We start from the raw sequence: 26447 nt of genomic DNA, 5'->3' as shown, positions 1-26447 counted from the left end.
TATGCTATAAATATGATGCTATAACATTTGCTATTCTTGCTAAAAACCAATCCCATTTACTAATTTTCTCAAAATCTTCTTCCGAAAATCTTTTTGATTTATGGAAGTCTTCTTTTAGTCGATCCCATACGTCAGCAACAACTGTTCTATCATATATGACACAGTTAGATTCACAATTTAAATAAAAACTTCTATTATCAAAATTCGCTGTACCTATATCAACAATTTCTCCATCAATGATTGTTACTTTCCCATGAAAAAAACCATTCCGATATTGATAAATCTCCGCTCCAGCATGTAACATGTCTTTCAAATACGGATAGGCAGCTTGTTTTAACAATACTGCATCACTTTTAAATGGTACGAGAATTTTCACATTGACACCGCGGTTTAATGCATCTTTTAACGCTTTTATCATTTCTTTACTTGGTACAAAATATGGCGTTGCAATAATTAAAGATTTTTTAGCCTGCTTTATAAGCGCTCCATATTTTTCCCATAAACCTTTTCCGTCTGAAAATAAATATTGATATTTCACATTCCCTATTGCAGGTAAACTTTCATGTACAGGCATTTTTTCTCCCGTATCTTCTTTCCAGTCAGCAGAGAATTTTCTTTCCATATCCGTGGCACCATTCCCCTTGACTCGTACATGATAATCACGCCACGGACCAAATTTCGGATTTTGTCCAAGGTATTCCTTGCCGATGTTAAAGCCACCAATATATGATACTTTTCCATCTATTGTAACAATGCGTCTATGGTTCCGTTGATGCAACGAGTAGAATATATGTTTCAGTTTAGGTTTTTTACTAAATGTAAACTGAACACCATTGCTTTTCAGTTGACGAATTACCTTTTTCCTCAGCTTATATCCACCTATTCGATCGACTGACAATTTCACTTCTACTCCGCTAGATGCCTTTTTCTGGAGCAACTGCAATAACTCTTTGCTTATTTCATCTTTACCTACAATATAAAAATGGATATATATGTACTTTTCTGCATTGCGTATATCATCAAATAATTTCGTATATAATTCTTCACCGTTCGTATACAGTTGAAATTCACCCAATCGAACTTGTCCTAATTCATATTCACTAGCCATTTTTTTCCCCATTTCCACATCGATGTTCATCCAAATGAATACACCTATTAAACAAAGGATTACAACGAAAAAGTGTTTCATGGATATTTTCCTTTCTCCACTTACTGTTATTTCTATATCTTCCCTTTTTTAATACAATATCATTCAAGAAAATATGTCATTGCATGATATATGTCCATATCAAACGATAGCTCATTTGCATATTGTATGTTGTATCTTAAAATAAAAGGAGGAAATAACAATGGGCTTCGCACATGGTAATGGATTCGCGCTATTAGTCGTATTATTTATCCTCTTAATCATCGTCGGTGCTGCTTGCTTCTGCTAAGTAGTTACTGTCACATGATATGCGGATAGAAAAACTATAAAAGCGGACACCTACTTTTAGGTGTCCGCTTTTCATATGAAAAACATTTCGGTCTGTTATAATACCATTAACGACTAAATATTCAACTCAAAAAGTTAGTAATGTAGCTACTTTCTTACTCTCTGCCTTACGTATATGACGTTGTTCTGCACGCAACACTGCAATGCGATGTAATTCTTTCTCTTCTTCTGTTTCAGGGATTACTCGCGGCACAGGAACTGGATTATTTTCCTTACTCAGTGCAACAAAAGTAACAAAAGACGTTGCTGCGATACGCTTCTCACCTGAAATTAAATCTTCCGCTACTACCTTCACAAATACTTCCATAGAAGTTCTACCCGTCCAAATTACGAAGGATTCATAACTAACACAATCTGAAGAGCGAACTGGATGTAAGAAATCAACCCAATCCATAGAGGCTGTGACACATTCTTTTCTTGCATGCCTCGTTGCTGAAATAGAAGCAACCATATCCATCTCGGCTAATATCTTTCCACCAAATAGCGTATTGTGATCATTTAAATCTGTCGGAAATACTCGGCTCGTTTTAAACACTCTGGATTCATTTGCTGTTTTTCCCTTTACTTCAGTCATTGTTATCACCTCTTTGATTATTTAACCCGCTATTTGTAGACAATAAGAATCCCACCACAAAATTCGGCTCGAGCAAAGAAGTTTGGCAAGAGTTCCCTTCCCCATTCACACTTGAACAGTATGATCCTATTACAACTACTCATTTAATATTAACAACATTCAGAACCTTTAGTCCATAAAAAAGAACCGATGTTATCAATCGGCTCCTCTAAATACATATTGCTCTTTCGGTTGTTCAACTTTATTCCATTTCGTTACTTCTAAAACAGGGATATTCGCATGGAACGGCTGATAAAATTCAGTAGAAATTTCTCCCTCTATTTGAATCCAATCATCGTTTTTCCATTCTACACCTTCTGGCTTTTTCACTAACATACCATATACACCAGAATCCGCTACACAATGTATAATACCGAAACGGAATAAGAAGTATTGTTCTTTTTTAGAAGAATCATCTTTGAAAACAAAACCTTTAAATGATAATTTTTTCCCAGTAAACTCACCAGGGTAATTGTAAATCGTCTCCATTCCTTTTAGGAAGTTTTCATCATTTAAAGTAACACTATCCTTTGTTACAAACTCTTTCTTCCCTTTCTCCATTACACCACGGTATCCTTCTTTTCCGTAATATATACTCGTGTCAGGTCTTAAAAATTGCCTTCTCATAAATGGATCTGTACTTTCTGCTTGTGCAACAGGAAAATGAAACCCTTTTGCCTTAACTATATCTGAATCTAACGTTGCAATTGGAAAAAATAATCCCGAAACAATTGGAAAACAGAACAATGTGTACGAGAATGCTTTTTTCCACCATGTATTCTCATCTTTTGAATGGTCATGCCCGCAATGGCTATGATCACAACTACAATCCTGTTTTCCTTGTTCTTTCTCATGTTCTTTTTGGAAAACGATAATAATTTGAACGATCGTTAAGAAACCTAAAATAATAGCTGCTGTTGTTGATAAATAGGCATACTTCATATTGATATACTTCGTAATATTACCTGAAATATGAAGCTGCGCGATTAAGATTGTAAAACCTAATAATATATATGCTCGAAACATAACCTACCACCCCATCGCATAAATGAGTAGTGAGCTTGCATAAACAACAAGTGTAACTGTAACTGTAACGACAATTACAAATTTTGTTTTAAATGTCGCAAGCATCATAAACATATTTTTAATATCCACCATCGGTCCATATACAAGGAACGCAACAAGTGACGCTGTTGAAAATGTACTTTGGAATGATGAAGCAATAAACGCATCCGCTTCTGAACAAAGTGATAATATATATGCAAGTCCCATCATAACAGCTGGTGAAGAAAACGGCCCTTGTCCTATAGCAAGAAGTGTTGAAGTTTGTACGAATGTTTGAACTGCAGCTGCAATTAACGCTCCTAATACTAAATATTTCCCCATCGAGAAAAATTCCTCAACAGCATGCGTACATACATCCCACATTTTTTTACGTAACGGACGCTTATGATTCACTTCTGGGAAGTGATCATCTCGTAATTGATGTTCTTTAAACATAAATGATAATATAATTCCAACGATAATTGCTACGATAATCGCTACAATCGAACGATACCATACCATGTGCATACTACTTCCAAAAGCAACGTATGTTGCAAATAATACGACCGGATTAATAATTGGACCAGTTAACATAAATGCAATCCCGGCATATGGCGGAACCCCTTTTCCGATTAATCGCCTAACAATCGGAACGATTCCACATTCACAGCCCGGAAACATCATACCTAAAAAAGTAGCCATTAAAACAGACAGAAAACGGTTTTTCGGCATCCATTTTGCTACCATATCTTCTGTCACAAACATTTGAATGAATCCTGAAATAAATACACCAATGAGCACGAAAGGAAGTGCTTCGATCAATATGGAGATAAAGATTGTATTCATTTGCAGGAATGCTTTCGGTAATTGAAACAATTCCATGATGTATTTCCTCCAACTTTTCATTAACAATATGTAATTTTAACCCCATTTTATTAATTGGACAAGACTTATACGGAATTCACACCTTTCATATACATGACATTTTATAAGTTTTATTCTATTCCAAACTTTGGATTTCATAGCAAAAAAGCTGCTCTAGCGCAGTTATACAACTATGCTAGAGCAGCTTTTTTATCGTTAAAAGTAACGTTTCTTCCAAAAAACAAATGCTAATGTAAGAGATAGTGTTACACATATGATGAGTACAATTACAAAACCATGTGCTTCTCCTTCAAACGGAACTTTTACGTTCATTCCAAAGAAACTAGAAACCATCGTTGGCAACGATAAAATGATTGTAATAGACGTTAACAATTTCATAACACTATTTAAATTATTTGATATAACGGAGCTAAAAGTATTCATCATTCCACTTAAAATGTGACTATATATTTCCGCCATTTCAATAGCCTGTTTATTTTCAATTAATACATCTTCTAATAAATCTTGATCGTCTTCATACATTTTTAAAAATGTACTGTTACGCATTAATTTTTGAATTACAATTTTATTCGCCTTTAATGATGTTGTAAAGTAAACTAAACTTTTTTCAAGGCCTAGCAATGTGAAAATCTCTTTATTTTTCATCGATTTATTTAATTGGTGCTCTAAATCAATTGTTTTTCTGTTAATTTGCTTTAAGTATCTTAAATAATAAGTAGAAATCGTATATAAGAGCTGAAGTGCAAAGCGTGTCTTTTTAAACGTATAAAATTCTTTAATACGTTGATTAATAAAACGTTCAAAAATTGGATTTTCTTCTAAACAAATTGTAACAAAGCAATCTGGCATTACAATCATACCTATTGGAATCGTGTCATAAATCGAATTTCCTTCTTCATCATGTCTAACTGTTGGAATATCCACGATTATTAAAGTATTATTGTCTTCCTTTTCGATACGAGAGCGTTCTTCATCATCTAAAGGGTCTTTAATGAAATCTAAGTCTACATTTAAAGTTTGTACTAGATATTGAATTTCTTCTTCCGTTGGATGAAGTACATTAATCCAGCAACCCTTTTGCATTTCCTCAACCTCTTGTAGTTTTCCGTTTCGGTCTGTTAAATAAATATTTAACATACTATCACCCCGATTCTTTTTACATGTAGGAATCTACCTCTCTTACATAACAGTTTTTGAACCGCCATTCTCAGCATATGAAACATACGTTTAAATTTCAATAGAAAAATTATTTTGAAAACGTTTTTATAAGAAAAATATTATAAACAAAGAAAAAGACAGAGTGCTCTCTGCCTTAAAAAGCTTATGTTGCCTTTATAACATATTTAGAAAGCATCCACAAGTTAAAGCCAACTGAAATCGTATAACCAGCGTATGTTGAAATAATAAAACTTACATAATCAAAATACGGAAGCAATACAATATTTAAAACTATCTTTACAATAATGCCAATCACTAACCCTAGCACCGTTTTCTGTTGCTGATTGATTCCTTGGAGCATCGCAGCTGTTACTGTAAAAAGCGAAAATAGTATACAGGCAGGAGCGTAATACTGTAAAATAATACTTCCCATCTCTGGATCATTTCCGGCACCGAATAAAAGAGTATATACCGGCTTTGCTAACATCATCATTCCAATCGCCGCTGGTACCGTAATACCTACTACTAATAGATTCGTCCTCGTAAAATGTTTGTACAGTAACTTCACATTTCCTGCTGTATAAGCTTTTGTCATCTCAGGTACGAGTGACATACTAAAAGCAGTCGCAACGGAAACTGGGATAAGTACAACCATCTGAACAAGTCCAATTATTGCATTAATCTTCTCTGCTTCTCCTTGCATATATCCCATTTGTATAAGCAATTTATTAATTGTAAATGTGTCAATCGTCTGATACAACGGAATTGCTAAACCAACCACCACAAATGGTATTGAATATGTAAAGAGCTCCTTATATAGCGAAAAAAAAGATTTCGTTGTTTGCGGTATACTTACCATTTCTTTTTTCTTTAAGTGCTTTCTCCTCCTTATGTAATACGCACTTAAAACAGTCAGTCCACCTATCGCTCCCATAAAAGCACCGAACGTTGAAATACCAACAGCTAGAGAGACAGAAGCTTTTAAAATATATAAAACGACAAAACTTCCTATCAAAATGGTTAAGACTCGAAAAAATTGCTCTACAACTACACTTAGAGCAGAAGGCCCCATCGATTGGAACCCTTGAAAAAAGCCTCGTAATAAACTCATTACTGGTACAAGTATTAACGCAAAACTGACAATTTGAATATTAGTAGTAACCGCCGCTACACTATTCCCCGTTTGATCATTTCCATCGATTACAAGTTTAGCCAAATGCGGAGCTAGCATATATAACGTAAAACACGAAATAACTCCCATTATAAACATAAACACCATTCCACTTTTCAGCACTCTCTTCACCGTATGATAATCATTTAGTTGATCATATTTTGATACCATCTTTGAAACCGCAAGTGGTAGTCCCATCGTGGCAATGCTGAGCATAATTGTATATGGACGATAAGCATACGTGTATAAAACATACCCACTCGTACCGACCATAGCTGTAAATGGTATAACATATATAAACCCTAACATTTTAGATATCATCGTTGCCATTGTTAAAAATATCGTTCCACGTATAAACGGTGACCCTTTCATCACATTCCCCCGCTACACTTTATTATTACACATTATGGACAACTCTTTTTTTTTAGAACCGAAACAAGTAAAAAAAGCCAATGAAAAATCATTGACTTTAACGCGCTGCTTTTTTCTTTTTGAAATACTTTAAACCGAAGTATAGAGCAATAAAGAGAATCGCTCCTATAATTATGTAATGTGTGTAATCAGATGCATATTCTTTAATATGTCGCCAATTTCCACCAAGCTTTTCACCTAAATATATAAATAGTATTGACCACGGAATAATCGCAACTACTGTATACAGTGTGAATAGTTTTAATGGCATCTTAGCTAATCCTGCTGGAATAGAAATTGCATGACGTACAACTGGGATAAAACGTGCCGAAAAGATTACTCCTGCTCCGTAACGCTTAAACCAATTTTCTGCTATGTCTAAATGGTTTTTATTAATAAGCAGATATTTCCCATATTTCTCTACAACTGGACGTCCCCCGTAGTATCCAAGCCAGTATAAAAAGATTTGGGCTAAAGTACCACCGATTGTTCCAGCAATAACTGCACCAACAAAGCTAATTTTACCATCTGCGACTAAAAAGCCAGCATACGAAAGTACAATTTCACTCGGGATAATTTCAATCATTAAAGCTAGCGCTACTCCAAAGTAACCTAAACTTGCAAAAAATTGCAATAACTGATCTATTATGCTTGCTAACATCTTATTTTCTATCTCCTTTTTTCTTCACATACCATCTCATTATTACATAAAGGTTGCATTCTGCCAATATCTTCATGCCGACAATATCACAGGCATACGCATTATTAATCTATTACTATTTCTTTCTGAGGTTCTTTTAGGTAGGCAAACATTTGTTTAATTTGCTCTTCTGTATTTCTAGCAATCGATAAATTAGGCAATTCATTTTCACCAAAAAACTCCACATCATCTGTTTCAATACTAGTTTTCTTTTCACCACCAATAATTTTACAGCCAATAAAAATTTTATATACATGCGTTGCTGAAGGCGATGGTTGATGTTTTTCTTTATCAAATATAGCTAGTAACTTAAAATGATCTACCTCATAACCTGTCTCTTCGAAAACCTCTTTTGCTGCTACTTCTGTCGGCGTATAACCGATATCAGCCCATCCACCTGGCAATGCCCATTTCCCATCACTTTTTTCTTTCACAAATAATAACTTTTCATTTTGAAAAACGACTGCTCTTATATCGACTTTAGGTGTTTGATAGCCTGTCTCACTTGCAAATAACTTCTCTACAACTTCCCAATCTGTCTTTGTATAATGTGACATCATCGAAATGGAAATATCCCGTAATTGTTGGAAACGTTCTATATCATACACATCCTTAGAATACGTTAAACCCGCTTGAGCTATAGATTGTATTTGTTTTACCCAATCAATCCATTTTACCGTCATGTTTCCACATCTCCATCCTTTATTAAGTATATATTACGCCAATTCTACCAATACTTCTTTATTATACAAAAAAAGAGATTGATAATGTTCCAATCTCTTTCAAAATTAATCCAATTCATGTAAATGATCTTGTATATACTTTCTTCTTTTATTTATATATTCCTCAATCATATCAGCTTCTTGATCAAATATTTCTAATTTTTCTTTCATATATGGATCTTGTAGTAAATAAGGACGAATCGACTCACACAAACTTTCTACTTTCGGCATCATAAATGAAACGGTAAATTGTTCTGCTAATATTTCTTCTAAAATACTTCGGTATTGTTTTCTAAATATAGGTATATCTAACAATCTTGCACTTAATGTGTTATAACCTTGAATACGAATATATTCATGATTAAGTGGTCTCCCTTGTACATCTCGCCCCCAAGTCGCATCATAATCCCACGGTATTACTTCAAATAAATTTGTTTCATCATTATGATATAGTGCATAGTTATGAACGAAACCATCAAAGTTTTGTGTAAAAATAACGCCAGCTAACCATCGTAAATATTTATCAACATGCAAAAACTTCCCAATTTCTTTTTCATAAGATTCCCTCGACAAAGCGTTCGCTTGAAATACAAATTCACTCAGCTGTTCTTCACTATTTTCATTCGAGTATTTAAATTCATAACCCGCAAAGAGCTCGGTCTTAACATCTTTATCTCTCTCACTCATTAAAGAAAAATTCGCATCATCATCTATCGCATAATAAATAGAACCACTCGGTAATCCTCTATTTTTCAAAAAGTTTTCGTCAACTGATTCTAACTGTAAATATACACCTTGAATTTGACCATTAATTTTTATAAACACATGTTGTGATTTCGGTGAAAGTACACCAATATCATGAAAAAAGTCTAAAGATAATTTATTTCGTATGAGAGACGGATCCATAAACTCAGAATTTAAATGAATCTCTTTCGCACCTTGAAATTTTTTAGGCTTATAAAACATAACATGATAAGATTTTTTCTCAAATTCACGAATATGAGCACCACGGTATACGATATCAATATCATACTTCTTTTTTCCATAAGTTAATTTTGCTGGTACTGGACTGTCTGACCAAATGTCTTTTTTTAATTCCACTAAGTACATTGGATGAATAAAAAAATCATATGAAGGTAACATGTTTTCTCATCCCTTCTCAGTTCTCTTCATTCAATGTATGCACTTTGCCTTGTCCATACATCCGCTATCAACCATTTATATAAAATTACACTCTTGTCCTGTTCAGAAAGATACCTATATACATATCCTGTTAATGAAAAAGAATACCTTTTCACCTGAATACATGATAAGGAGGATTTCTATGAAACGTGATATTAGAAAAGCGGTTGAAGAAATCAAAAGTGCTGGGATGGAGGATTTCTTACACCAAGATCCAAGTACTTTTGAATGCGATGATGATAAATTCACTCATCATACTTGTACAACTGGATGTAAATGTACAACTGGGGGTAAATGTCCAAGAACAAGATGTACTCGCGTGAAACATTGTACGTTCGTTACAAAATGTACGCATGTGAAAAAATGGACATTTGTTACAAAATGTACTCGTGTACGCGTTCAAAAATGGACGTTCGTTACGAAAGTGACGCGTAGAAAAGAATGCGTTTTAGTTACAAAACGTACTCGCAGAAAACATTGTACATTCATTACAAAATGCATACGCTTTGAAAAGAAATTTTTCTGGACTAAACGAAGTTTCTGTAAAAAGTGCGAATTCTTCCCGCATAGACACGGCGGCTCTTGCGATGATTCATGCGATCATGGTAAAGACTGTCACGATGATGGACACAAATGGAATGATTGCAAAGGCGGACATAAATTCCCATCTTGCAAACACAAGAAATTTGATCACTTCTGGTATAAAAAACGTAATTGTTAGTTTTTATGCCTACAAAAAAAGGCCGTTTTGCGGCCTTTTTTACGTTTATCCCGCTTTATTGAAAATGACTTATATCTGCAAATTGCTTCACTTCACCTTTACCATCTTCAAATTCTATTATACTGAGACTAGCACTATGCATAAATGGATCATTCCACACATTTTCTATTTCAATACCTGCAAAATGTCCTACAAGTAATTTTGCTGCTGCCGCATGGGAGACAATTAATATACTTTCTCCTTTATGCTTTTCCAAAAGAAGCTGCATCCCCTCAATTACCCTTTTATGAACAGCCTCAAAATTTTCTCCTGATGTTGACTGAAAAAGATGTGGTTCATACCAAAATAACTGTATGTCGTCTGGGTATTGCCTTTCTATATCATCAATTGTCTGTCCTTCCCATATACCCATGCTAATTTCATAGAAATGCTCATCCGCGATTATCGGTATATCACGTTCTCCCTTTATTAACTCTGCAGTATGAAGGGTTCTTTCACTCGGACTACTATAAATCGCATGAATAGATAAATCTTTCATTCGCTCTCCTAATTGCTTAGCTTGCAATATACCATTTTCAGTTAAAGCAGAATTTTTCCGTCCTTGCATTCGCTTCGCTACATTCCATTCCGTTTCACCATGCCTTGTTACATATACCGTTGTCTTCACTTCAATTCCCCCTTACCATGTTGGCCGCAATTCCCACGGTTCTACTCGTCCTACAATCCATTCATTACATTTACTTTCAATTCCTTTTATTACCCCATCCGATATTTCTTCATGAGTAAGCCATCTTGCGTATGTATCTTCTAATATAAAACCTAAAATTATTCTATGATAGCTACATCGCGTACCGCCTATTTTTTGTGAGGCTATTCTCGATGCTTTACTGCCTAAAATATGAAAAACTTCGTATGTTTCAGACGACAAGTCTAATTCTCTACAAATAAGTGATAACGCATCTTTTGCACTTGAGTGTATCCATGCGACAACTAATGTTATTGGGCCATTCTGCTCAATTGCGCTTTTAATAGCTACCCTTACATCGTCATCATTATGATAATCTAACGGAAGGCATGTGATATTTTCTGGTATAGCACTCTCTCGTTTAACATTTTCTAATTTCACTTCATCTCTTCCAATAATAGAAACTTGAAACTCTTGCTCACAAAGCCATATAGAAACCCTCTTTAGCATTCCTGTTCCACCAATTACTAGCGCATGCAACTTCTTTTCCTCCTTAGTAAAATGTCATATGAGGTTTATCTTCCCTATAATAATTAAGTCTGTCTTGCAATGTCCCTGAATGAAATTCAAACTTATGCCCGTCTGGGTCAACAAAATAGATAGATTCACAATCCCTTACATCACGTTCTCTTCCTTGTAAAATATGAACATCATTTTCTTCTAATCGCTGCAGTAGACGTTCAAAGTCTTTCTGTTCAACAGAAAACGCAATATGTGTATAAGATTGATGAATCTCGTTTCTTGGAATATGTATTTCTTCATTAAGCGCTATCCATACTCCACATATATTAAAATATGCAAGTTTTCTTCCTCTAACTAATAATTCTCCTTCCAATACTTTTTCGTAAAATGTAATAGAATCTTCTAAATTAGATACTGAAAAACAAAGATGATTGATCCCTTTTAACAACTCTAATTCCTCCTATACAAATAAAAGATGAGCGAAAATTCACTCATCTTTTATTATACTATTTTTTGGTAATATATGCCCATTTATAACTGAAGTCCCCACCAAACGTATGATTTGCAATACCTTTTACGTATGGTTTCTCTAAGTATGCGGTACTTTGTTGGTACGTAGGAGAAATGGCAGCATCTTGACCAATTAAGATTTTTTCCGCTTCTGCAAGTGCATTCCAGCGTGCTTTATCATCTTTTAATAGTTCTCCTTTTGATTTCGCTACTAACTCATCATACTTTGGATTAGAATAATCCATTTCATTAAATGAGCTTCCAGTAACAAACATATCAATATAAGTCATTGGATCTGGATAATCTGGACTCCATGCAGATAACGAGAATTCATATTCAAATTTCTTTTCTAAATCCAACTTCTGCTTATATGGCTGTTGTTTTAAATTCACTTTAATACCAGGTAAATTTTTCTCTAACTCTTCTTTAATAAAGTCTCCTACTTTTTTACGACTACCGTTATCATCATTTAGTAATTCGACTGTAATTGTATCTTGGCCAAGTTCTTTCTTTGCTTCTTCCCATAATTTTTTCGCTTTTGCTGCATTATCTTTACTGTCACGGAAATTTTTATTTACAGTACGGAAATCTTTCCCATCTGGTCCTGTCGTAAATTTTTCAGGTACTAAGAAATATGCTGGCAGTGATCCGTCATTTAAAATAACATTTGCAATTCCTTTTTTATCATATGCTAGGTCAATTGCTTCACGAACCTTTTGATTTTTAAACGTTGCATTTTTTTGGTTAAAGCGCAAGAAATACATACGCGGATCTAACTTCGTTTTAAATTCATCTGGCTTATTCTTTTTATATTTATCAACAAATTCAGAAGTTAAAATAACACGGTCCGCTTGATCACTATCATATAAATTTACTCCTGTGCTTGTTTCCTTCACAATATTCACATTAATTTCTTCTAACTTCACAGTATCTTTATCCCAATAATTAGGGTTTTTCTTTAACTGATAACTTCTTTCATGTTTCCATTCACTCATCGTAAACGGTCCATTATATAATAATTTATCTGCTTCTAATCCGTATTTATCTCCTTGTTCTTTCACATATTTTTCATTTAAAGGGAAGAATGTTGGGAATGAAGTAAGCTCAAGGAAATATGGTGCTGGTTGTTCTAATTCTACTACTAACGTTTTATCATCCTTCGCTTTCACTCCTAATTGATCTAACGGTAACTCTCCTTTATTTACTTTCTGTGCATTTTTCACATCAAATAAAATAAATGCATACTCAGCTGCCATTGCTTTATCTAATGTACGTTGCCATGCATATACAAAATCTTGCGCTCGAACTGGATCACCATTTGACCATTTTGCATCACGTAATTCAAATGTATATGTCTTTTTATCTTCACTAATTTTCACGTCTTTTGCCATACCTGGAGTTGGTTTATTATCCTTATCCAAACGATATAATCCTTCCATTGCATTTACAAAGGCACGGAATGATACAGAGTCTGTTGATTTTGACGTATCCATTGAAGGAATTTCAGCTGTTTCTAGTAAGTTTAATACTTGCTTATCTGCTGCCCCCTTACCTGTTTCTTTCTTCGTTGTAGATGCCTTCTCCCCATTTCCGCAACCTGCAACTAATACACTAGTCGATAATGCAACTGCAGCAATCGTTGTTACCTTTCTCTTCATTCTTCCTTCCCCCAATCTATATGTATAAATGAAAGCCAGTATAATACATATTATTATACAAAAGATTCAGATTATTTCAAATATTATTTTCGTATATACAAAAAAAGAAGCGGATAGAGAGCTCTACTATCCACTTCTTTTTCTTTTTCTTTTACTTGTAATCCATCCTCTATGTCAAATGGATTTTGAACTTTAAATATTTCGTCCATTATCTTTAAAAATTCTTCCTCATTTTTAGATTCGCCATTAATCATAAGTGAGTATGGCTCAATCTCACCCAATTTATAATCAACAACAAATTGGATCGTAACCTTTTTCTTCGACATATCCGGACTATCCCCTTGGAACTCTACCAATTCTAATCCTTCAGTGCCACGATAATATGCCCAACCCGGATTTCTAAAATAATTTTCAAACGATTCACCAATTGAAAAGAATGGATATTCATATAGCGAGCTTGTACGAACTTTTTGAATAATATCTCGATCAGTCGGGAAAAAGAAATGGCTGATAAAAATACTAGCAACCGCTAAAATCGTAACAATTGTTGCTCCCATTTTACTCGTTCCACCACTATCACGAATGAGGTACTTTTCAACCGATCCATCTTGAATTTCTCTTGCTTTTATTCGATATATACGCCTTTCTGCAAATTGATAATATAATCCATTCGCAAAAATCGCCATTCCAAATAAAATAAAAACGAGTAATAGAAACGTAAGAGGCACCATATTAATGATCGGCAATGCTACGTTGAAGCCCATATAATAAGAAAACGCATCACACGCTAATAATAACACTACAAATAAAGCTGCAGGTAAATAATACTTACGATATCCGAGCCAACCTACATTGAAAATAGCTGCCCAACCATTCCAGCTCCACCTAGCAATCCGCTTTTCCTCAAGCTCCCATTTCCTTTTGTAATACGGATATTGTCTCCCTACATATACTTCTAATTCCTTGTCTATTAGCGAACTTCCTTCACTCTGTTCAGTATGCAAAGTCCGCTGGCAACTTTCACAATTTAACTGATTTCCCTCGCAAAGTTGCCCACAATTTATACATTTCAAAACAATCCCTCTTCCCATCCATACGTCATTTCAAAATACCTTCGTGTTTTAATAACCACTCTTTCCTCCATAAACCGCCCGCATACCCAACAAGTTTCCCGCTCTTTCCTATTACACGATGACACGGAACGATTATTGAAATCGGATTGCGACTATTTGCTCCTCCTATTGCTCGTACAGCTTTCGTATTTCCGACTTTCTCTGCAATATCTAAATATGAAGCACTTACGCCATAAGGAATCGTATAGAGCGCATCCCATACATTTTTTTGAAATGATGTTCCCTCAGCAGACAACGGAACTGTGAACTCTTTTCTCTTCCCCTTAAAATATTCATCTAGCTCATTTATACATTGATCTATCATTTCATTTGTACGTTCTTCTTGTCTCTCATCAACAAATATAACAGACGTAATTCCTTTATCGTTCGCTGTAATTTCTAGCAAACCTAATTCACTTTCATAATAAGCCTGGTACATATGTCATCCTCCAATTCACTTCATATTCATTATTGTAACACGAATAGACAAAATTTTTCGTATAAGCGTTTTATTAGAGAAACGAAAAAGAGAATGATACAATGTAAGAAAATTCAATCTAGGAGGCTATTGGATGAATTCCGAACTTTTTTCACCTTATACAATTAAGGACGTTACACTAAAAAACCGGATTGTTATGTCACCTATGTGCATGTATTCATCAGAAAACGAGGATGGCCAAGTAACGAATTTCCATCTCGTTCATTATGGAACAAGAGCTGCCGGTCAAGTTGGTTTAGTAATGATTGAAGCAACAGCCGTGTTACCTGAAGGTCGAATTTCAAATAAAGACTTAGGCATTTGGGATGACAGTCTAATTGAAGGCTTACATAAAACGACAACTTTTATACATGATAACGGTGCAAAAGCTGCCATTCAACTCGCTCATGCTGGAAGAAAAGCTGAATTAGAAACGGATGCTCTCGCTCCATCCGCCATTCCGTTTAATGAAACTATGAAAACACCAGTAGAAATGAGTAAACACCAAATTAAAGATACTGTATTAGCTTTTCAGCAGGCTGCAATACGATCAAAACAAGCTGGATTTGACGTTATTGAAATACATGGCGCCCACGGTTATCTCATTAATGAATTTCTTTCTCCGCTTTCCAATAAGCGGACTGATGAATATGGCGGTTCACCTGAAAACCGCTATCGTTTCTTACGCGAAATCATTGACTCGATAAATGAAGTTTGGAACGGACCGTTATTTGTTCGTATTTCAGCAAATGATTATCACCCTGACGGGTTAACGGTTCAAGATTACGTTCAGTATACAAAATGGATGAAAGAACAAGGAGTAGATTTAATCGATTGTAGTTCTGGGGCTGTTGTACCTGCACGCATCGATGTTTATCCTGGATATCAAGTACAATACGCTAAACATTTTAAAGAACATGCTAACATTGCAACTGGTGCTGTTGGATTGATTACGACCGGGGCACAAGCAGAGCAAATTTTAAACAATAACGAAGCAGATTTAATTTTTATCGGACGTGAGTTACTTCGCAATCCTTACTTCCCAAGAATAGCCGCCAATGAACTTGGCTTTGAGTTAGAAGAACCGCATCAATACGAGCGAGCGCCTGGGAAAATTAGTACAAATAAATAAAACCGAGAAGCTTTTCTTCTCGGTTTTATTTATTCTATCGTTGTAATTTCATTCGAATTGTAAATGTGGATACCTGATTCTTCTCGCAATGCAGTTATATACATCCCTTTTGCAACATCTTTAGCTGAAATCGGTTTATACTTTTTGAAGGCTCCTTTAAATATAAAAGGAATCATACGAGATAATTTTTCCGCCATTCGTTCACCAAAGCGAAATTCTTGTCGATTTCCTACTAATAAAGATGGCCTAAAAATGTGAATACCACCGATTACTAACTTTTGCAATTCCTCTTCCATTCTTCCTTTCACTTGTGAATAAAAGAAAAACGATTTAGGATTCGCTCCCATTGAGGACACAACAAGAAAATTTTGCACCCCTTGTTTTTCAGCTAAACAAGCCGCTCGTAACGTATATTCATAATCTACCTTTTTGAAATTAGCTTTCGTTTTTGCTTTTTTGATTGTTGTTCCTAGACAACTAAATACGTCATCTACAGCAAAGAACTCTTTATATTCCTCTAATGCCAAATAATCTACTTGCTTTTGCTGTAACTTTTCATGTTGCCATTGCATTGGTTCTCTTACAAAAATAGTAACCGAATCGTAGTAATCTGATTCAAGTAATAGACGCGTTATCTCTTGCCCAACTAAACCACTTGCACCAAGTACTAACGCTGTTCGCTTATTCATATATGCATATACCTCTTATTTTACTTTTCTCTCCTTTAGTAACATACAACTTTTAGGAGTTTCCTTCTCTCATTTTACCACAAGTAAAGCACTATGCGTACGCATAGTGCTTTGCTCACTCTTTTTTCTCATCTTTCTCTCGTAATTTTGTTACGGTTGATGCATCTCCTAAATTACTTATTAATCTTCTTAAAAAAATTAAGACTACGGCTAACGGTAATACTACCGCTAATATCAATAAAATAGCTTCCATTAAGTAATTCAAACGCTCATCCCCCTCTACACCCTCCTTTCATATATATGAACACAGCGTTGTCACATATGCATGTATCCGCAAAAATAACACATCTATATTTGACAACTTTATAACAAAATCAAATCGGAATGATTATTATTTATTGCAACTTTATAAAAGATGTATTATACTAAGTTCGCAAACTAAAACGTAATTATTCCGTTTTGTATTAAAATGATATTTTTCTTCTATAATTGGGGAAAATATATCCGTAAAAAAAGAAAAGAGGAGAACTTCATGCCTAAAAGATTGACTATATTTTCATTCTTACTTATTTTCACTTTAATTTTTACTGGCTGCTCAAATACAAAAGAAGGTAATGCCAAGAAAGACGGAAAGCTAACTGTTTATACAACTATTTTTCCTCTTGCAGATTTCGCAAAAAAAATTGGTGGCGACTATGTAACTGTTGAAGCGATTTACCCACCTGGTGCAGATTCTCATACATTTGAGCCAAGTCAGAAACAAACAGTACAAGTTGCAAAAGCCGATTTATTCGTTTATAACGGTGCTGAATTAGAACCATTTGCTGAAAAAATGGAAAAAACATTACAAAAAGAAAACGTTAAAATTGTAAATGCATCAAAAGGGATTGAACTGCGTACTTCTACTGAAGAAGAGCATCATGATCACGGAGACGGCCATAAAGAGGATGAACATCATCACGATAAAGACCCACACATTTGGTTAGACCCTACTCTAGCAATGAAACAGGCAGAAAAAATTAAAAATGCACTTGTAGCATTACAACCTGACCATAAACAAGAGTTCGAAAAAAACTTCGCAGCACTTCAAACAAAATTTACTGATTTAGATGATCAATTTAAAGCAGCTGTTGCGAATGCAAAAACGAAAGATATTTTAGTTTCACATGCAGCTTATGGATACTGGGAACAACGCTATGGCCTGAAACAAATTGCTATCGCCGGTATTTCAGCTTCTGATGAACCATCTCAAAAACAACTTGCTGACATTACAAAAACAGTAAAAGAACATAATCTAAAATATATTTTATTTGAAACATTCTCTACTCCAAAAGTAGCATCTGTCATTCAAAAAGAAACGGGCACAAAAATTTTACGCTTAAATCATCTTGCTACTATTTCTGAAGATGATGCGAAGAGCAATAAAGATTACTTCACTTTAATGGAAGAAAACGTAAACACATTGAAAGAAGCTACTAACTAACCAACTTTTGATAAGAAGCTGAATACGACATTCAGCTTCTTTTTTTATGTGTTTCTGCTTGACTTGACCAAAATAAAAAGTAAAATTATCCATATTAGCTTTTAAGCTATATTAATTTAGAAGGTGAGTTGGAATTATGACTCTTCACATTTGTGAAGTAACAGAAAAAAATTGGCGTTCGGTAGCTGCTTTAAACGTCGCAAAAGACCAGCAGCAATTTATTGAAAGCAATGCGTTTTCTTTAGCAGAATCATTATATGAGGGAAACGGAACGTCAGTAGGTTTATATGATGGAGAAACACTTGTAGGATATGCAATGTATGGATGGTATTGTGAAAAACGTAAAAGCGTATGGTTAGACCGCTTTATGATTGACCAACAATATCAAGGAAAAGGATACGCAAAACGTTTCCTTCGCTTGCTTATTCAATTCTTACAAAATAAATTTGAATGTAAAACAATTTATTTAAGTTTACACCCAGACAACAAACTTGCAATGGGATTATATGAGTCATTTGGCTTCCGTTTAAATGGCGATATTGATGATGAAGGCCCTGTTGTAGGTGTTGTAATGGAGTTACTTTTAGATGAACATACAAACCTGTGAAAACAGGTTTTTTTAGTCCTTCGTTTTTGGCAATCTAGTATTTTTCTACAAAACACTTAGTTAAGTCCAAAAAAATAAGCCTGCAATAAACGCAGACTTATTTCACACACTCCTCGAAATGTGCTTGGAACCATTCTTTATTAATATCTTTTCCGATAAAAACAACTTCACTTACTCGATCTTCGCCCTCTTGCCACTCTCTATCATACGAAGCAGCAAATAGCGTATGTACGCCTTGGAAAACGATACGTTTATCCACTCCATCAATCGATAAAATTCCTTTGTAGCGATATAAGTATTCTCCTAGTTCTTGAACGACAGCTGACATCCACTCATTTAGTTTTTGTAAATCTAACGGACGCTCTTCGCGTAGTACAAACGATTTTACACCTTCTAAATGATTATGCTCTGTATGAGGATAAATTTGTAACGTATCTTTCGTTTTAAACGTTTGAATTTTTAGTAACGATGGAATATCCACATCACAATTAGTCGACTGAATTAACTTTGCAGTCGGGTTTATTCCTTGCAGTTCATGTAGGAGATTTTCTTTTTCACTCTCTTCAATTAAATCTAACTTATTCACTAATACAACATCGGCAAATGCAATTTGTTCTTTTGCTTCTAGCCCTTTTTCAAAATGTTTATGTATATGATAACTATCTACTACTGTTACAACACCATTAATTTGGTATGCAGATTGAATAACAGGATCTAAAAAGAATGTTTGAATAATAGGACCTGGATTTGCAAGACCCGTCGTTTCAATTACTAATCCATCAAAGTCCATTTTCCCTTCTGCTTTTACGTCCAGTAATTGTTTTAACGCAACGAGTAAATCCTCACGTACAGTACAGCATAAACAGCCGTTTGTCATTTCCATAATTTCTTCTTCAACATTCATAATCAACTGATTATCAATACCAATTTGCCCGATTTCATTTACGATCACCGCCAATTTCTGACCGTGATTCTCTGATAAAATACGATTTAATAATGTCGTTTTCCCTGAACCAAGAAAACCAGTTAATATTGTTACTGGAATCATTTTGTACCTCTCCTTCTAGCTATATGTTTTTACATTATATCATATAGAAATAATCGTTTTTGTAGCAAAACATATTTATTGTTTGTACGCCCCTCTAACTATATAATAATATGTAGTAAGAAAGCCTTTTCAAAAAAATAATCATTCATCAAGGGGGTACTATAATGGAACGAGTTCAAATGGCCGAAACACTCGAATTTTCTCGTATTATTCAAGGTTTTTGGCGTTTAGCAGAATGGAATATGACGAAACAAGAATTACTTTCTTTCATTGAAGATTGTATGGATATGGGAATTACTACTTTTGATCATGCTGATATTTATGGCGGTTATACGTGTGAAGGACTGTTCGGAGAGGCATTACAACTAAAGCCTTCTTTACGTGAAAACATGCAAATCATCACAAAATGTGGAATCGCTCCCCCATCACCGAAATTTCCAGAGCGATATGTTGCTCACTACAACACTAGTGCAAAACATATTATTCAAAGTGCAGAAGCATCACTTAAAAATTTACATACAGATTATATTGACGTATTACTTATCCATCGTCCTGATCCTTTCATGGATCCAAATGAAGTGGCAGAAGCGTTCTCACGCTTAAAGCAAGAAGGAAAAGTTCGTCATTTTGGTGTATCTAACTTCTTACCTTCCCAATTCAATATGTTAAGTTCATACTTAGATTTCCCGCTTATTACGAACCAAATTGAAGTATCTGCACTGCAACTTGAGCATTTTGAAAAAGGAACAATTGATTTATGTCAGGAGAAACGAATCAACCCAATGATTTGGTCACCTCTTGCTGGCGGAGAAATCTTTACTGGTCAATCAGAACGCGCTGTACGTGTACGTAAAACCGTTCAAAAAGTCGCTACTGAACTAGGTGTTATTAGCATCGATACTGTTATGTATGCATGGTTACTTGCACATCCAGCTAATATGATGCCGATCGTTGGCTCTGGTAAATTAGATCGTGTTAAAACGGCCGCTCTTGCTACAAAAGTTAACTTAGACCGTCAACAATGGTTTACAATTTTCGAAAGCTCTAACGGACATCCTGTACCATAATACACAAAAAGAAGAGCCGTTTCTTTACAGCTCTTCTTTTTCATATGTATTTCTCGTCATAGCAAAGACACACATATCTCTTAATCCATTTCCATCTACTGCAACACTCGCACTTTCTAACGTACCTTCTAATTTGAAGCCCAATTTTTCAGGGATCGCTCTACTCTTCTTATTTAAAGCATCACAACGAATTTCTATGCGGTTTGCTTTTAGTTCAGAAAAGGCGAAATCCGTTATCCCCTTTGCAGCCTCTACCATATAGCCCTGTCCACTAAATCTTGAATCAATCCAATACCCGATTTCAAATTGAGGTATATCCCAATTAATACGATGCAATCCAGCTGATGCAATAAACTCACCTGTTTCTTTCGAAAAAACTAGTAACCTTAAATCCTCACGCTGCAAAAATTGAATATGCGATTTTCTAATGCTCACTTCTACTTCTTCCTCTGTTTGCTCTTTTTGCGCAAAAACCATCCATGGTTTTAATTCTTTCATAGAAGCTTGAATGGCATCGTATACAACTTTACCATCACCTGGTTTCGGCATTCGAATCAATAACCTTTCAGTATAAAATTCAGAAGGAAAATCGAATAATAACGGATTCACTTTCAACCCTCCATATAATTCTTTTATATATAATAATATCCATCTCAAACTATACAGTAAAGATAATTCTGAAATTTACACATTTTATTCATTCACCTCTTCCGCTACACGAACCCCAGATTCAATTGCCCCTTGAATCCATCCATGATATAACGTCGTATGGTCTCCAGCGAAGAATATTCTTCCCTCTGGTTTGACAATCGCTGGTTGCAACTCTGATTCTTGACCTGCCTGAAATAGCGCAAACCCTCCAAGTGCATATGGATCCAACGTCCAACTTTTTGATATACCAGACAAGAATTCATCATATACTTGACCACCTAATATCGTTGCTAAGTTTTGTAATGTATAATAAATACGGTCACCCTTTGATAATCCATCCCATAACAACGCATCATAAGACCACGTATAGCTTCCTAGCATCATAGCTGGTCCCTTCTCTCCAAGTCCATAGCTTGGATAATAGGCGTAACGAATTGGCAAATCCGTTATAATTCTGCCACCTAATTGTCCTTGTTCTTCCCAAAATCGACTTTTAAATTGAATTCCTATTTTTGTTGCTGGCATATAATGCAATTCGCGAATTGCTTTCCACTTTTCATGAGATATAGAATCAAAGGGCTCAACTTCCACAAAACGCATTGTCGAAAACGGAATGGTAACAATAACTAAGTCCCCTGTAATACTACTATATTCAAACGTTTCTTCGTTTCGATAGAAAGCTGTCACACCGTTATCCCGTTGATGTAGCTTCATTAATTTTTGATTATATATAATATTTTCTTCTAATTGTGGTAAAAAGGACTTTGGTAATCTATCATTCCCGCCTACTATTTCACAAAATCCACTCTCCTCTTGCATAATATATAAAAAACGTAATGTCTCAACGAATGACCTTTCTAAAAAACCTTCTAAATCCAACAAAACGCCAATCATCTCAATTGTTACTGGTGAAAAGTAAGTATTATATTGATAAGGGTGATACTTTAAAAATTGTCCTGTAGAGTATCTGCCAAAATCATTTACTACAACATCCCAATTTTTCTCTGGGTTCTTTTTAATAAAATTTATAATAGGCTGTACCGCTAACAATAATAGCTCCTCAGACGTTTTCCCAACTTCATTCATTTCCACAGGATACTTTAATATACTTGGCTCTTTTTCATATTGTTTTAATGTCGTTTTTCGGCCGTTTACGTAAATAATATCAGTCTCATTCCTATTAATAAAAGGGCTTACCTGTAGCCCAAATTTTCTTATATATGCCATCGTTAATGTATGCGAATACGGAATTCTCATCGCCCCTACATCCAAATATAAACCGGTATCTTCCATTCTAACTGTCTCTATGCGGCCACCTACCCGGTTGTTTGCCTCAAAAACCTTCACTTCATGTCCCGCAGCTTTTAATAAAGATGCCGAAACTAATCCAGCCATGCCAGCCCCTACTACAATAATTTGCTTCGGGCTCGTCGTCTTCTTTAATCCTTTATTTATAATTTTTAACGTTTCATCCATCTCAGTGTTATACATTATATCTTTCTGCACAATTCCACCCCTTACTTCATCAAATGGGCATTAGTCGTTTAGTGCATTTTATTCATAAATTTCCATAAACATAACAACAGAGCAAGTTGAATATTCACTAAAAATACATAAGAAATCGCTCTCACATCTCTTCACGCTTCGTATAATATAGCAACAGCAAATAAGGAGTGGTTAAAAATGAAACCAACTTACGACTACAATGCTACAAAAAAGTATTTAGAAGAAAAGAAACAACAGCTATGCAACAAACTTAGTAATATGCATCTATCTAAAAAAGAGCGTGAACAAATAAAACTTGAGATTGATAACTACGAATATATTTTAAATGTAGTCGAAATGAATCATTATGAACGAGGATTTTCACATTAAAAGTGGATATATAATTTATCCACTTTTTATTTTGAGCATTTCATTACGCATTTTTCGTAAGTAAATATATAATAGGATGTACATTAAGATTGAGAGGTATATTCTATGATCAAATTAAGTGTATTAGACCAATCCCCTATTTCAGATGGTAGTACAGCAACCCAAGCTTTTTCACATACAGTTACGCTTGCGCAAGAAGTTGAAAAACTCGGATATACACGCTTTTGGGTATCAGAGCATCACAATTCTGTAAGCCTTGCTGGTTCAAGTCCAGAAATACTTATTTCTCATATTGCAGCAAAAACGGAGCGTATGAGAGTTGGTTCGGGTGGTGTTATGTTACCTCACTATAGCCCGTATAAAGTTGCTGAGAATTTTCGTGTTTTAGAAGCGCTTTATCCAAATCGTATTGACCTTGGTGTCGGCAGAGCACCTGGCGGTATGCCAATTGCAACTCGCGCACTTCAAGAAGGAAAAATGGTCTCACTTGATCAATATCCAGAACAAATTGCAGATGTTGCAATGTACTTACATGATCAAGTACCAGAAAACCATCATTATGCGAATTTAAAAGCTACTCCTGTAATTCCAACATCTCCCGACATGTGGTTGCTTGGCTCTAGTGGAGAGAGTGCAAAGATCGCTGCACAACAAGGTGCTTCTTTTGCATTCGCACAGTTCATAAACGGATACGGTGGACCCGAGGTAATGGAGGCCTATCAAAAACAATTCCAACCTTCCTATTTAGGAGATAAACCAAAATCAATCGTCGCTATTTTTGTTATTTGTGGAGAAACAAATGAAGAGGCGGAAAAAATTGCTTCAAGTTTAGATTTATCAATCTTATTACTAGAACAAGGAAAGCGTACAACTGGTACTCCTTCTATCGAAACTGCTCAAAATTATTCATATAGCACCTATGATTTATTCCGTATAAAAGAAAATCGTCAACGTATGATAGTAGGCGACCCGTCTTCTGTAAAAGAAAAAATCATAAACTTAAGCAAAGCGTACAATACTGAAGAATTTATGATTGTCACAATTACTCATCGATTTGAAGATAAATTAAATTCTTATCGCTTATTGGCAAATGCTTTTCATTTATAATGATAAAAGGGAGATACATCCATTATGATGCGTCTCCCTTCTTACTACTTATTACTTTTGTCTTCTATATATGCAATAGCTTCTTTTAATAGTTCATCAAAATCTTCAGGATAATCATGGTTTAAATTGGGCACAACTTTATACTTATGTTCTATATTCTTATCTCTTAATAATTGTACAAATTGCTGCGTACATTCGAAACAATCTTCATCTTGCTCCCCGCACACTACATATCCCTTTATATTTTGATTCTGTAGCACTTCCAACAACTCATTCCATTCTTCAATCTCTGGAAGCCACGGTGCCATAAAAATAAAACCATCCACAGCTATATCTTTTTGTAAAACCGTGTATAAAGCTACTCCTGCACCAGCAGAAAAACCACCAATTATTACTCTTTCTACTGTATGATTTTCTATAAACTTAACGTAATGCTCTTTTAATTCTTCCTTCCCTCTATGTATATCACCCCAAACAAACCCATCTGAAAACTGAATTTGCGAAGACTGTGGTAAAGCTAACGTATAATCTTGTGACAAAACAGATTTCCAATACGGTTCTATTATTCCTATATTTTCTTGATCACCGTGCATTGCAATAAATAGTTTTTCTTTTTTCTTGCCTTCTATATATTTCACGTCTGCTCGTTCTGTTTTCTTTGCTAACTCTTCTCTTTCTTTACATAATTGAACCATTTTATGAAACTCTTCAAATTTATGTAATAATTTTAAATCGTCGTCAGAAATTAAATACTCATATCCATACCAAAAACCCTTTTCCATAATAGCTTCCTTCATTAAATGCAACGCTTCTTCTTCAAGTCCTGCTGCACTCGCTAATGCATATTTAAAATTATATATTTGAGCCTCATTCCCTACTATACCTTTAGCATGCTCCATTATATAAGTATACGCTTCCAAACTTCCTTTACTTGCATAGCAATGTAACGTTTCATTTAATAATTGAATGTAAGTCATACTATTTTTCATGCACCCATCCCCCGTAACCTTTTATAATATTTATTTTTCAAACCTTTATACAATTCTGTAATTTTTGTATAAAACTCATGCTAACAATACTCTATTCTTGGCGTGATACTTAATCGTTACTCCTCTTTATCCAATAAGTTTAGTAAAAAGTTTAATAAACTGAAAAATCAATAATTTAATAACCCCAAAAAAAAGACAACAATATATTTATTGTTGTTTTCACTACATCTACCCACTCTTTTGTTTTTTTCTATCTGGTTTACTTGAAACTAAATAATGTTTTTCTGAAATATATAAGTCTCTTTTTAATATACGATCTAAGTAAGGTCCTAGTTTCATTCCGCATATGAGGCGATCTTCACTACCTTCTACAATTGGAAACATTTCTTTTTCTGTTACATATTGATCTACTGCCTTTTGTACAATATCAATTTCTTTAACTAGGTTTAGATTTTCTTCTGTATGTTCAAATACCTCAAGCGTTTCCTTCGTAATCAGAAAAATATTTGTTGGAAATGCAGGTAAATACGGCTTTAACAAATCATAATTCACTGTATAATCATCATTTACTAATACTGTATAAACGATATTAGCATTCTTTTCTAGAAACTTGGCCATCGCTTGTTCCAATTCATCTTTCGTAATTTCACGCTCTTCTTTTCCAGTTTTGAAAAAGCGAAACATCGCATCGCCTCCTTTTTACTATATTATAGCATAAAAGAAAACTGAAAA

The 26447-nt window shown here is 34.7% G+C and carries 30 protein-coding genes; 8 read left to right on the top strand and 22 right to left on the bottom strand.

Annotated features, from left to right (window positions below):
• Positions 1-4 precede the first annotated feature (4 nt).
• Positions 5-1189 carry a cardiolipin synthase gene (gene cls, locus MR147_RS02560; protein WP_242303600.1) on the bottom strand — a complete coding sequence of 395 codons (1185 nt, stop codon included), beginning with the start codon at positions 1187-1189 and terminating at the stop codon, positions 5-7.
• A 160-nt stretch (positions 1190-1349) separates the two neighbouring features.
• Here cls and MR147_RS02555 point away from each other — a divergent pair, with 160 nt between their 5' ends.
• Positions 1350-1436, top strand: coding sequence for a YjcZ family sporulation protein (locus MR147_RS02555; protein WP_000505094.1), 87 nt, complete (start codon positions 1350-1352; stop codon positions 1434-1436).
• 126 nt (positions 1437-1562) lie between these two features.
• Here MR147_RS02555 and MR147_RS02550 read toward each other — a convergent pair whose 3' ends face one another.
• From MR147_RS02550 to cotH, 8 genes are all read right to left on the bottom strand, one after another.
• Entirely contained in the window at positions 1563-2069 is a 507-nt protein-coding gene (locus tag MR147_RS02550; RefSeq protein ID WP_000141167.1) for an acyl-CoA thioesterase, read from the bottom strand.
• Between the two features lie 195 nt (positions 2070-2264).
• A complete protein-coding gene (locus MR147_RS02545) occupies positions 2265-3134 on the bottom strand; it encodes a TIGR03943 family putative permease subunit (protein WP_000488047.1) in 870 nt (289 codons plus the stop codon).
• Positions 3135-3137: 3 nt separating this feature from the next.
• Positions 3138-4034 carry a permease gene (locus MR147_RS02540; protein WP_000418724.1) on the bottom strand — a complete coding sequence of 299 codons (897 nt, stop codon included), beginning with the start codon at positions 4032-4034 and terminating at the stop codon, positions 3138-3140.
• Positions 4035-4232: 198 nt separating this feature from the next.
• The gene (locus tag MR147_RS02535) at positions 4233-5174 is read right to left on the bottom strand and encodes a magnesium transporter CorA family protein (protein ID WP_000932393.1); all 942 of its coding nucleotides are present in this window, start codon (positions 5172-5174) and stop codon (positions 4233-4235) included.
• 184 nt (positions 5175-5358) lie between these two features.
• A complete protein-coding gene (locus MR147_RS02530) occupies positions 5359-6738 on the bottom strand; it encodes a putative polysaccharide biosynthesis protein (protein ID WP_074607249.1) in 1380 nt (459 codons plus the stop codon).
• A gap of 97 nt (positions 6739-6835) precedes the next feature.
• Entirely contained in the window at positions 6836-7438 is a 603-nt protein-coding gene (gene uptA / locus MR147_RS02525) for an undecaprenyl phosphate transporter UptA (protein WP_074607247.1), read from the bottom strand.
• A 104-nt stretch (positions 7439-7542) separates the two neighbouring features.
• Positions 7543-8160, bottom strand: coding sequence for an NUDIX hydrolase N-terminal domain-containing protein (locus MR147_RS02520; RefSeq protein ID WP_074607246.1), 618 nt, complete (start codon positions 8158-8160; stop codon positions 7543-7545).
• Between the two features lie 105 nt (positions 8161-8265).
• The gene (gene cotH, locus MR147_RS02515) at positions 8266-9342 is read right to left on the bottom strand and encodes a spore coat protein CotH (RefSeq protein WP_074607244.1); all 1077 of its coding nucleotides are present in this window, start codon (positions 9340-9342) and stop codon (positions 8266-8268) included.
• Between the two features lie 181 nt (positions 9343-9523).
• On the opposite strand from cotH, the gene exsB reads away from it, so the two are divergent.
• Entirely contained in the window at positions 9524-10102 is a 579-nt protein-coding gene (exsB, locus tag MR147_RS02510) for an exosporium protein ExsB (protein WP_000817501.1), read from the top strand.
• A gap of 55 nt (positions 10103-10157) precedes the next feature.
• Here exsB and MR147_RS02505 read toward each other — a convergent pair whose 3' ends face one another.
• The 6 genes from MR147_RS02505 to MR147_RS02480 form a co-directional block, all read right to left on the bottom strand.
• A complete protein-coding gene (locus MR147_RS02505) occupies positions 10158-10769 on the bottom strand; it encodes a phosphoserine phosphatase 1 (protein ID WP_000859181.1) in 612 nt (203 codons plus the stop codon).
• 12 nt (positions 10770-10781) lie between these two features.
• Positions 10782-11327: a short-chain dehydrogenase gene (locus MR147_RS02500; RefSeq protein ID WP_074607243.1), complete on the bottom strand. Its 546-nt coding sequence runs from the start codon at positions 11325-11327 to the stop codon at positions 10782-10784.
• A gap of 13 nt (positions 11328-11340) precedes the next feature.
• Positions 11341-11757, bottom strand: coding sequence for a FosBx1 family fosfomycin resistance bacillithiol transferase (fosB, locus tag MR147_RS02495; RefSeq protein WP_000911692.1), 417 nt, complete (start codon positions 11755-11757; stop codon positions 11341-11343).
• 58 nt (positions 11758-11815) lie between these two features.
• Entirely contained in the window at positions 11816-13477 is a 1662-nt protein-coding gene (locus tag MR147_RS02490) for a peptide ABC transporter substrate-binding protein (protein ID WP_070805838.1), read from the bottom strand.
• 83 nt (positions 13478-13560) lie between these two features.
• The gene (locus tag MR147_RS02485) at positions 13561-14550 is read right to left on the bottom strand and encodes a DUF2628 domain-containing protein (RefSeq protein WP_242303599.1); all 990 of its coding nucleotides are present in this window, start codon (positions 14548-14550) and stop codon (positions 13561-13563) included.
• A 25-nt stretch (positions 14551-14575) separates the two neighbouring features.
• Positions 14576-15028 carry a methylated-DNA--[protein]-cysteine S-methyltransferase gene (locus MR147_RS02480; protein WP_000283897.1) on the bottom strand — a complete coding sequence of 151 codons (453 nt, stop codon included), beginning with the start codon at positions 15026-15028 and terminating at the stop codon, positions 14576-14578.
• A 133-nt stretch (positions 15029-15161) separates the two neighbouring features.
• Here MR147_RS02480 and namA point away from each other — a divergent pair, with 133 nt between their 5' ends.
• Positions 15162-16199, top strand: a complete 1038-nt coding sequence (namA, locus tag MR147_RS02475; RefSeq protein WP_242303598.1) for an NADPH dehydrogenase NamA — start codon at positions 15162-15164, stop codon at positions 16197-16199.
• Between the two features lie 29 nt (positions 16200-16228).
• On the opposite strand, the gene MR147_RS02470 is transcribed toward namA, so the two are convergent.
• Positions 16229-16888 (bottom strand): oxidoreductase, encoded by a 660-nt coding sequence (locus MR147_RS02470; RefSeq protein WP_001042754.1) that lies wholly within the window; start codon positions 16886-16888, stop codon positions 16229-16231.
• A gap of 115 nt (positions 16889-17003) precedes the next feature.
• Complete coding sequence (locus MR147_RS02465) at positions 17004-17153, bottom strand: hypothetical protein (RefSeq protein ID WP_242303597.1); 150 nt, start codon at positions 17151-17153, stop codon at positions 17004-17006.
• 267 nt (positions 17154-17420) lie between these two features.
• Here MR147_RS02465 and MR147_RS02460 point away from each other — a divergent pair, with 267 nt between their 5' ends.
• Positions 17421-18371 carry a metal ABC transporter substrate-binding protein gene (locus MR147_RS02460; protein WP_242303596.1) on the top strand — a complete coding sequence of 317 codons (951 nt, stop codon included), beginning with the start codon at positions 17421-17423 and terminating at the stop codon, positions 18369-18371.
• A gap of 136 nt (positions 18372-18507) precedes the next feature.
• Positions 18508-18978: a GNAT family N-acetyltransferase gene (locus MR147_RS02455; protein ID WP_000172423.1), complete on the top strand. Its 471-nt coding sequence runs from the start codon at positions 18508-18510 to the stop codon at positions 18976-18978.
• 97 nt (positions 18979-19075) lie between these two features.
• On the opposite strand, the gene MR147_RS02450 is transcribed toward MR147_RS02455, so the two are convergent.
• Positions 19076-20026, bottom strand: coding sequence for a CobW family GTP-binding protein (locus MR147_RS02450; protein WP_070172627.1), 951 nt, complete (start codon positions 20024-20026; stop codon positions 19076-19078).
• A gap of 164 nt (positions 20027-20190) precedes the next feature.
• On the opposite strand from MR147_RS02450, the gene MR147_RS02445 reads away from it, so the two are divergent.
• A complete protein-coding gene (locus tag MR147_RS02445; protein WP_242303595.1) occupies positions 20191-21093 on the top strand; it encodes an aldo/keto reductase in 903 nt (300 codons plus the stop codon).
• Between the two features lie 24 nt (positions 21094-21117).
• Here the strand turns inward: MR147_RS02445 and MR147_RS02440 are convergent, their stop codons facing one another.
• Together MR147_RS02440 and MR147_RS02435 are read right to left on the bottom strand one after the other, a co-directional pair.
• Positions 21118-21702 (bottom strand): GNAT family N-acetyltransferase, encoded by a 585-nt coding sequence (locus MR147_RS02440; RefSeq protein WP_074607237.1) that lies wholly within the window; start codon positions 21700-21702, stop codon positions 21118-21120.
• A gap of 84 nt (positions 21703-21786) precedes the next feature.
• Positions 21787-23250 (bottom strand): flavin monoamine oxidase family protein, encoded by a 1464-nt coding sequence (locus MR147_RS02435; RefSeq protein WP_139302747.1) that lies wholly within the window; start codon positions 23248-23250, stop codon positions 21787-21789.
• Between the two features lie 177 nt (positions 23251-23427).
• Here MR147_RS02435 and MR147_RS02430 point away from each other — a divergent pair, with 177 nt between their 5' ends.
• Together MR147_RS02430 and MR147_RS02425 are read left to right on the top strand one after the other, a co-directional pair.
• Positions 23428-23619, top strand: coding sequence for a DUF3896 domain-containing protein (locus tag MR147_RS02430; protein WP_000805515.1), 192 nt, complete (start codon positions 23428-23430; stop codon positions 23617-23619).
• A 105-nt stretch (positions 23620-23724) separates the two neighbouring features.
• A complete protein-coding gene (locus MR147_RS02425; RefSeq protein WP_000594068.1) occupies positions 23725-24726 on the top strand; it encodes an LLM class flavin-dependent oxidoreductase in 1002 nt (333 codons plus the stop codon).
• Between the two features lie 44 nt (positions 24727-24770).
• Here MR147_RS02425 and MR147_RS02420 read toward each other — a convergent pair whose 3' ends face one another.
• Positions 24771-25715 (bottom strand): alpha/beta hydrolase, encoded by a 945-nt coding sequence (locus MR147_RS02420; protein ID WP_074607235.1) that lies wholly within the window; start codon positions 25713-25715, stop codon positions 24771-24773.
• A gap of 228 nt (positions 25716-25943) precedes the next feature.
• Complete coding sequence (locus MR147_RS02415; RefSeq protein WP_242303594.1) at positions 25944-26399, bottom strand: DUF3939 domain-containing protein; 456 nt, start codon at positions 26397-26399, stop codon at positions 25944-25946.
• Between the last annotated feature and the right edge of the window lie 48 nt (positions 26400-26447).

It is taken from the genome of Bacillus cereus group sp. BfR-BA-01350, assembly GCF_022663775.1.
Taxonomy (GTDB): domain Bacteria; phylum Bacillota; class Bacilli; order Bacillales; family Bacillaceae_G; genus Bacillus_A; species Bacillus_A paranthracis.
Note: the sequence above shows the minus strand (reverse complement) of the source record. Positions and strands in the feature narration are given on the sequence as shown.

Excerpts from the sequence above, each read along its gene's own strand:
- cls (WP_242303600.1), bottom strand. The coding sequence starts at position 1,189 with ATGAAACACTTTTTCGTTGTAATCCTTTGTTTAATAGGTGTATTCATT.
- MR147_RS02555 (WP_000505094.1), top strand. The coding sequence starts at position 1,350 with ATGGGCTTCGCACATGGTAATGGATTCGCGCTATTAGTCGTATTATTT.
- MR147_RS02550 (WP_000141167.1), bottom strand. The coding sequence starts at position 2,069 with ATGACTGAAGTAAAGGGAAAAACAGCAAATGAATCCAGAGTGTTTAAA.
- MR147_RS02545 (WP_000488047.1), bottom strand. The coding sequence starts at position 3,134 with ATGTTTCGAGCATATATATTATTAGGTTTTACAATCTTAATCGCGCAG.
- MR147_RS02540 (WP_000418724.1), bottom strand. The coding sequence starts at position 4,034 with ATGGAATTGTTTCAATTACCGAAAGCATTCCTGCAAATGAATACAATC.
- MR147_RS02535 (WP_000932393.1), bottom strand. The coding sequence starts at position 5,174 with ATGTTAAATATTTATTTAACAGACCGAAACGGAAAACTACAAGAGGTT.
- MR147_RS02530 (WP_074607249.1), bottom strand. The coding sequence starts at position 6,738 with ATGAAAGGGTCACCGTTTATACGTGGAACGATATTTTTAACAATGGCA.
- uptA (WP_074607247.1), bottom strand. The coding sequence starts at position 7,438 with ATGTTAGCAAGCATAATAGATCAGTTATTGCAATTTTTTGCAAGTTTA.
- MR147_RS02520 (WP_074607246.1), bottom strand. The coding sequence starts at position 8,160 with ATGACGGTAAAATGGATTGATTGGGTAAAACAAATACAATCTATAGCT.
- cotH (WP_074607244.1), bottom strand. The coding sequence starts at position 9,342 with ATGTTACCTTCATATGATTTTTTTATTCATCCAATGTACTTAGTGGAA.
- exsB (WP_000817501.1), top strand. The coding sequence starts at position 9,524 with ATGAAACGTGATATTAGAAAAGCGGTTGAAGAAATCAAAAGTGCTGGG.
- MR147_RS02490 (WP_070805838.1), bottom strand. The coding sequence starts at position 13,477 with ATGAAGAGAAAGGTAACAACGATTGCTGCAGTTGCATTATCGACTAGT.
- MR147_RS02480 (WP_000283897.1), bottom strand. The coding sequence starts at position 15,028 with ATGTACCAGGCTTATTATGAAAGTGAATTAGGTTTGCTAGAAATTACA.
- namA (WP_242303598.1), top strand. The coding sequence starts at position 15,162 with ATGAATTCCGAACTTTTTTCACCTTATACAATTAAGGACGTTACACTA.
- MR147_RS02470 (WP_001042754.1), bottom strand. The coding sequence starts at position 16,888 with ATGAATAAGCGAACAGCGTTAGTACTTGGTGCAAGTGGTTTAGTTGGG.
- MR147_RS02460 (WP_242303596.1), top strand. The coding sequence starts at position 17,421 with ATGCCTAAAAGATTGACTATATTTTCATTCTTACTTATTTTCACTTTA.
- MR147_RS02455 (WP_000172423.1), top strand. The coding sequence starts at position 18,508 with ATGACTCTTCACATTTGTGAAGTAACAGAAAAAAATTGGCGTTCGGTA.
- MR147_RS02450 (WP_070172627.1), bottom strand. The coding sequence starts at position 20,026 with ATGATTCCAGTAACAATATTAACTGGTTTTCTTGGTTCAGGGAAAACG.
- MR147_RS02445 (WP_242303595.1), top strand. The coding sequence starts at position 20,191 with ATGGAACGAGTTCAAATGGCCGAAACACTCGAATTTTCTCGTATTATT.
- MR147_RS02430 (WP_000805515.1), top strand. The coding sequence starts at position 23,428 with ATGAAACCAACTTACGACTACAATGCTACAAAAAAGTATTTAGAAGAA.
- MR147_RS02425 (WP_000594068.1), top strand. The coding sequence starts at position 23,725 with ATGATCAAATTAAGTGTATTAGACCAATCCCCTATTTCAGATGGTAGT.
- MR147_RS02420 (WP_074607235.1), bottom strand. The coding sequence starts at position 25,715 with ATGAAAAATAGTATGACTTACATTCAATTATTAAATGAAACGTTACAT.
- MR147_RS02415 (WP_242303594.1), bottom strand. The coding sequence starts at position 26,399 with ATGTTTCGCTTTTTCAAAACTGGAAAAGAAGAGCGTGAAATTACGAAA.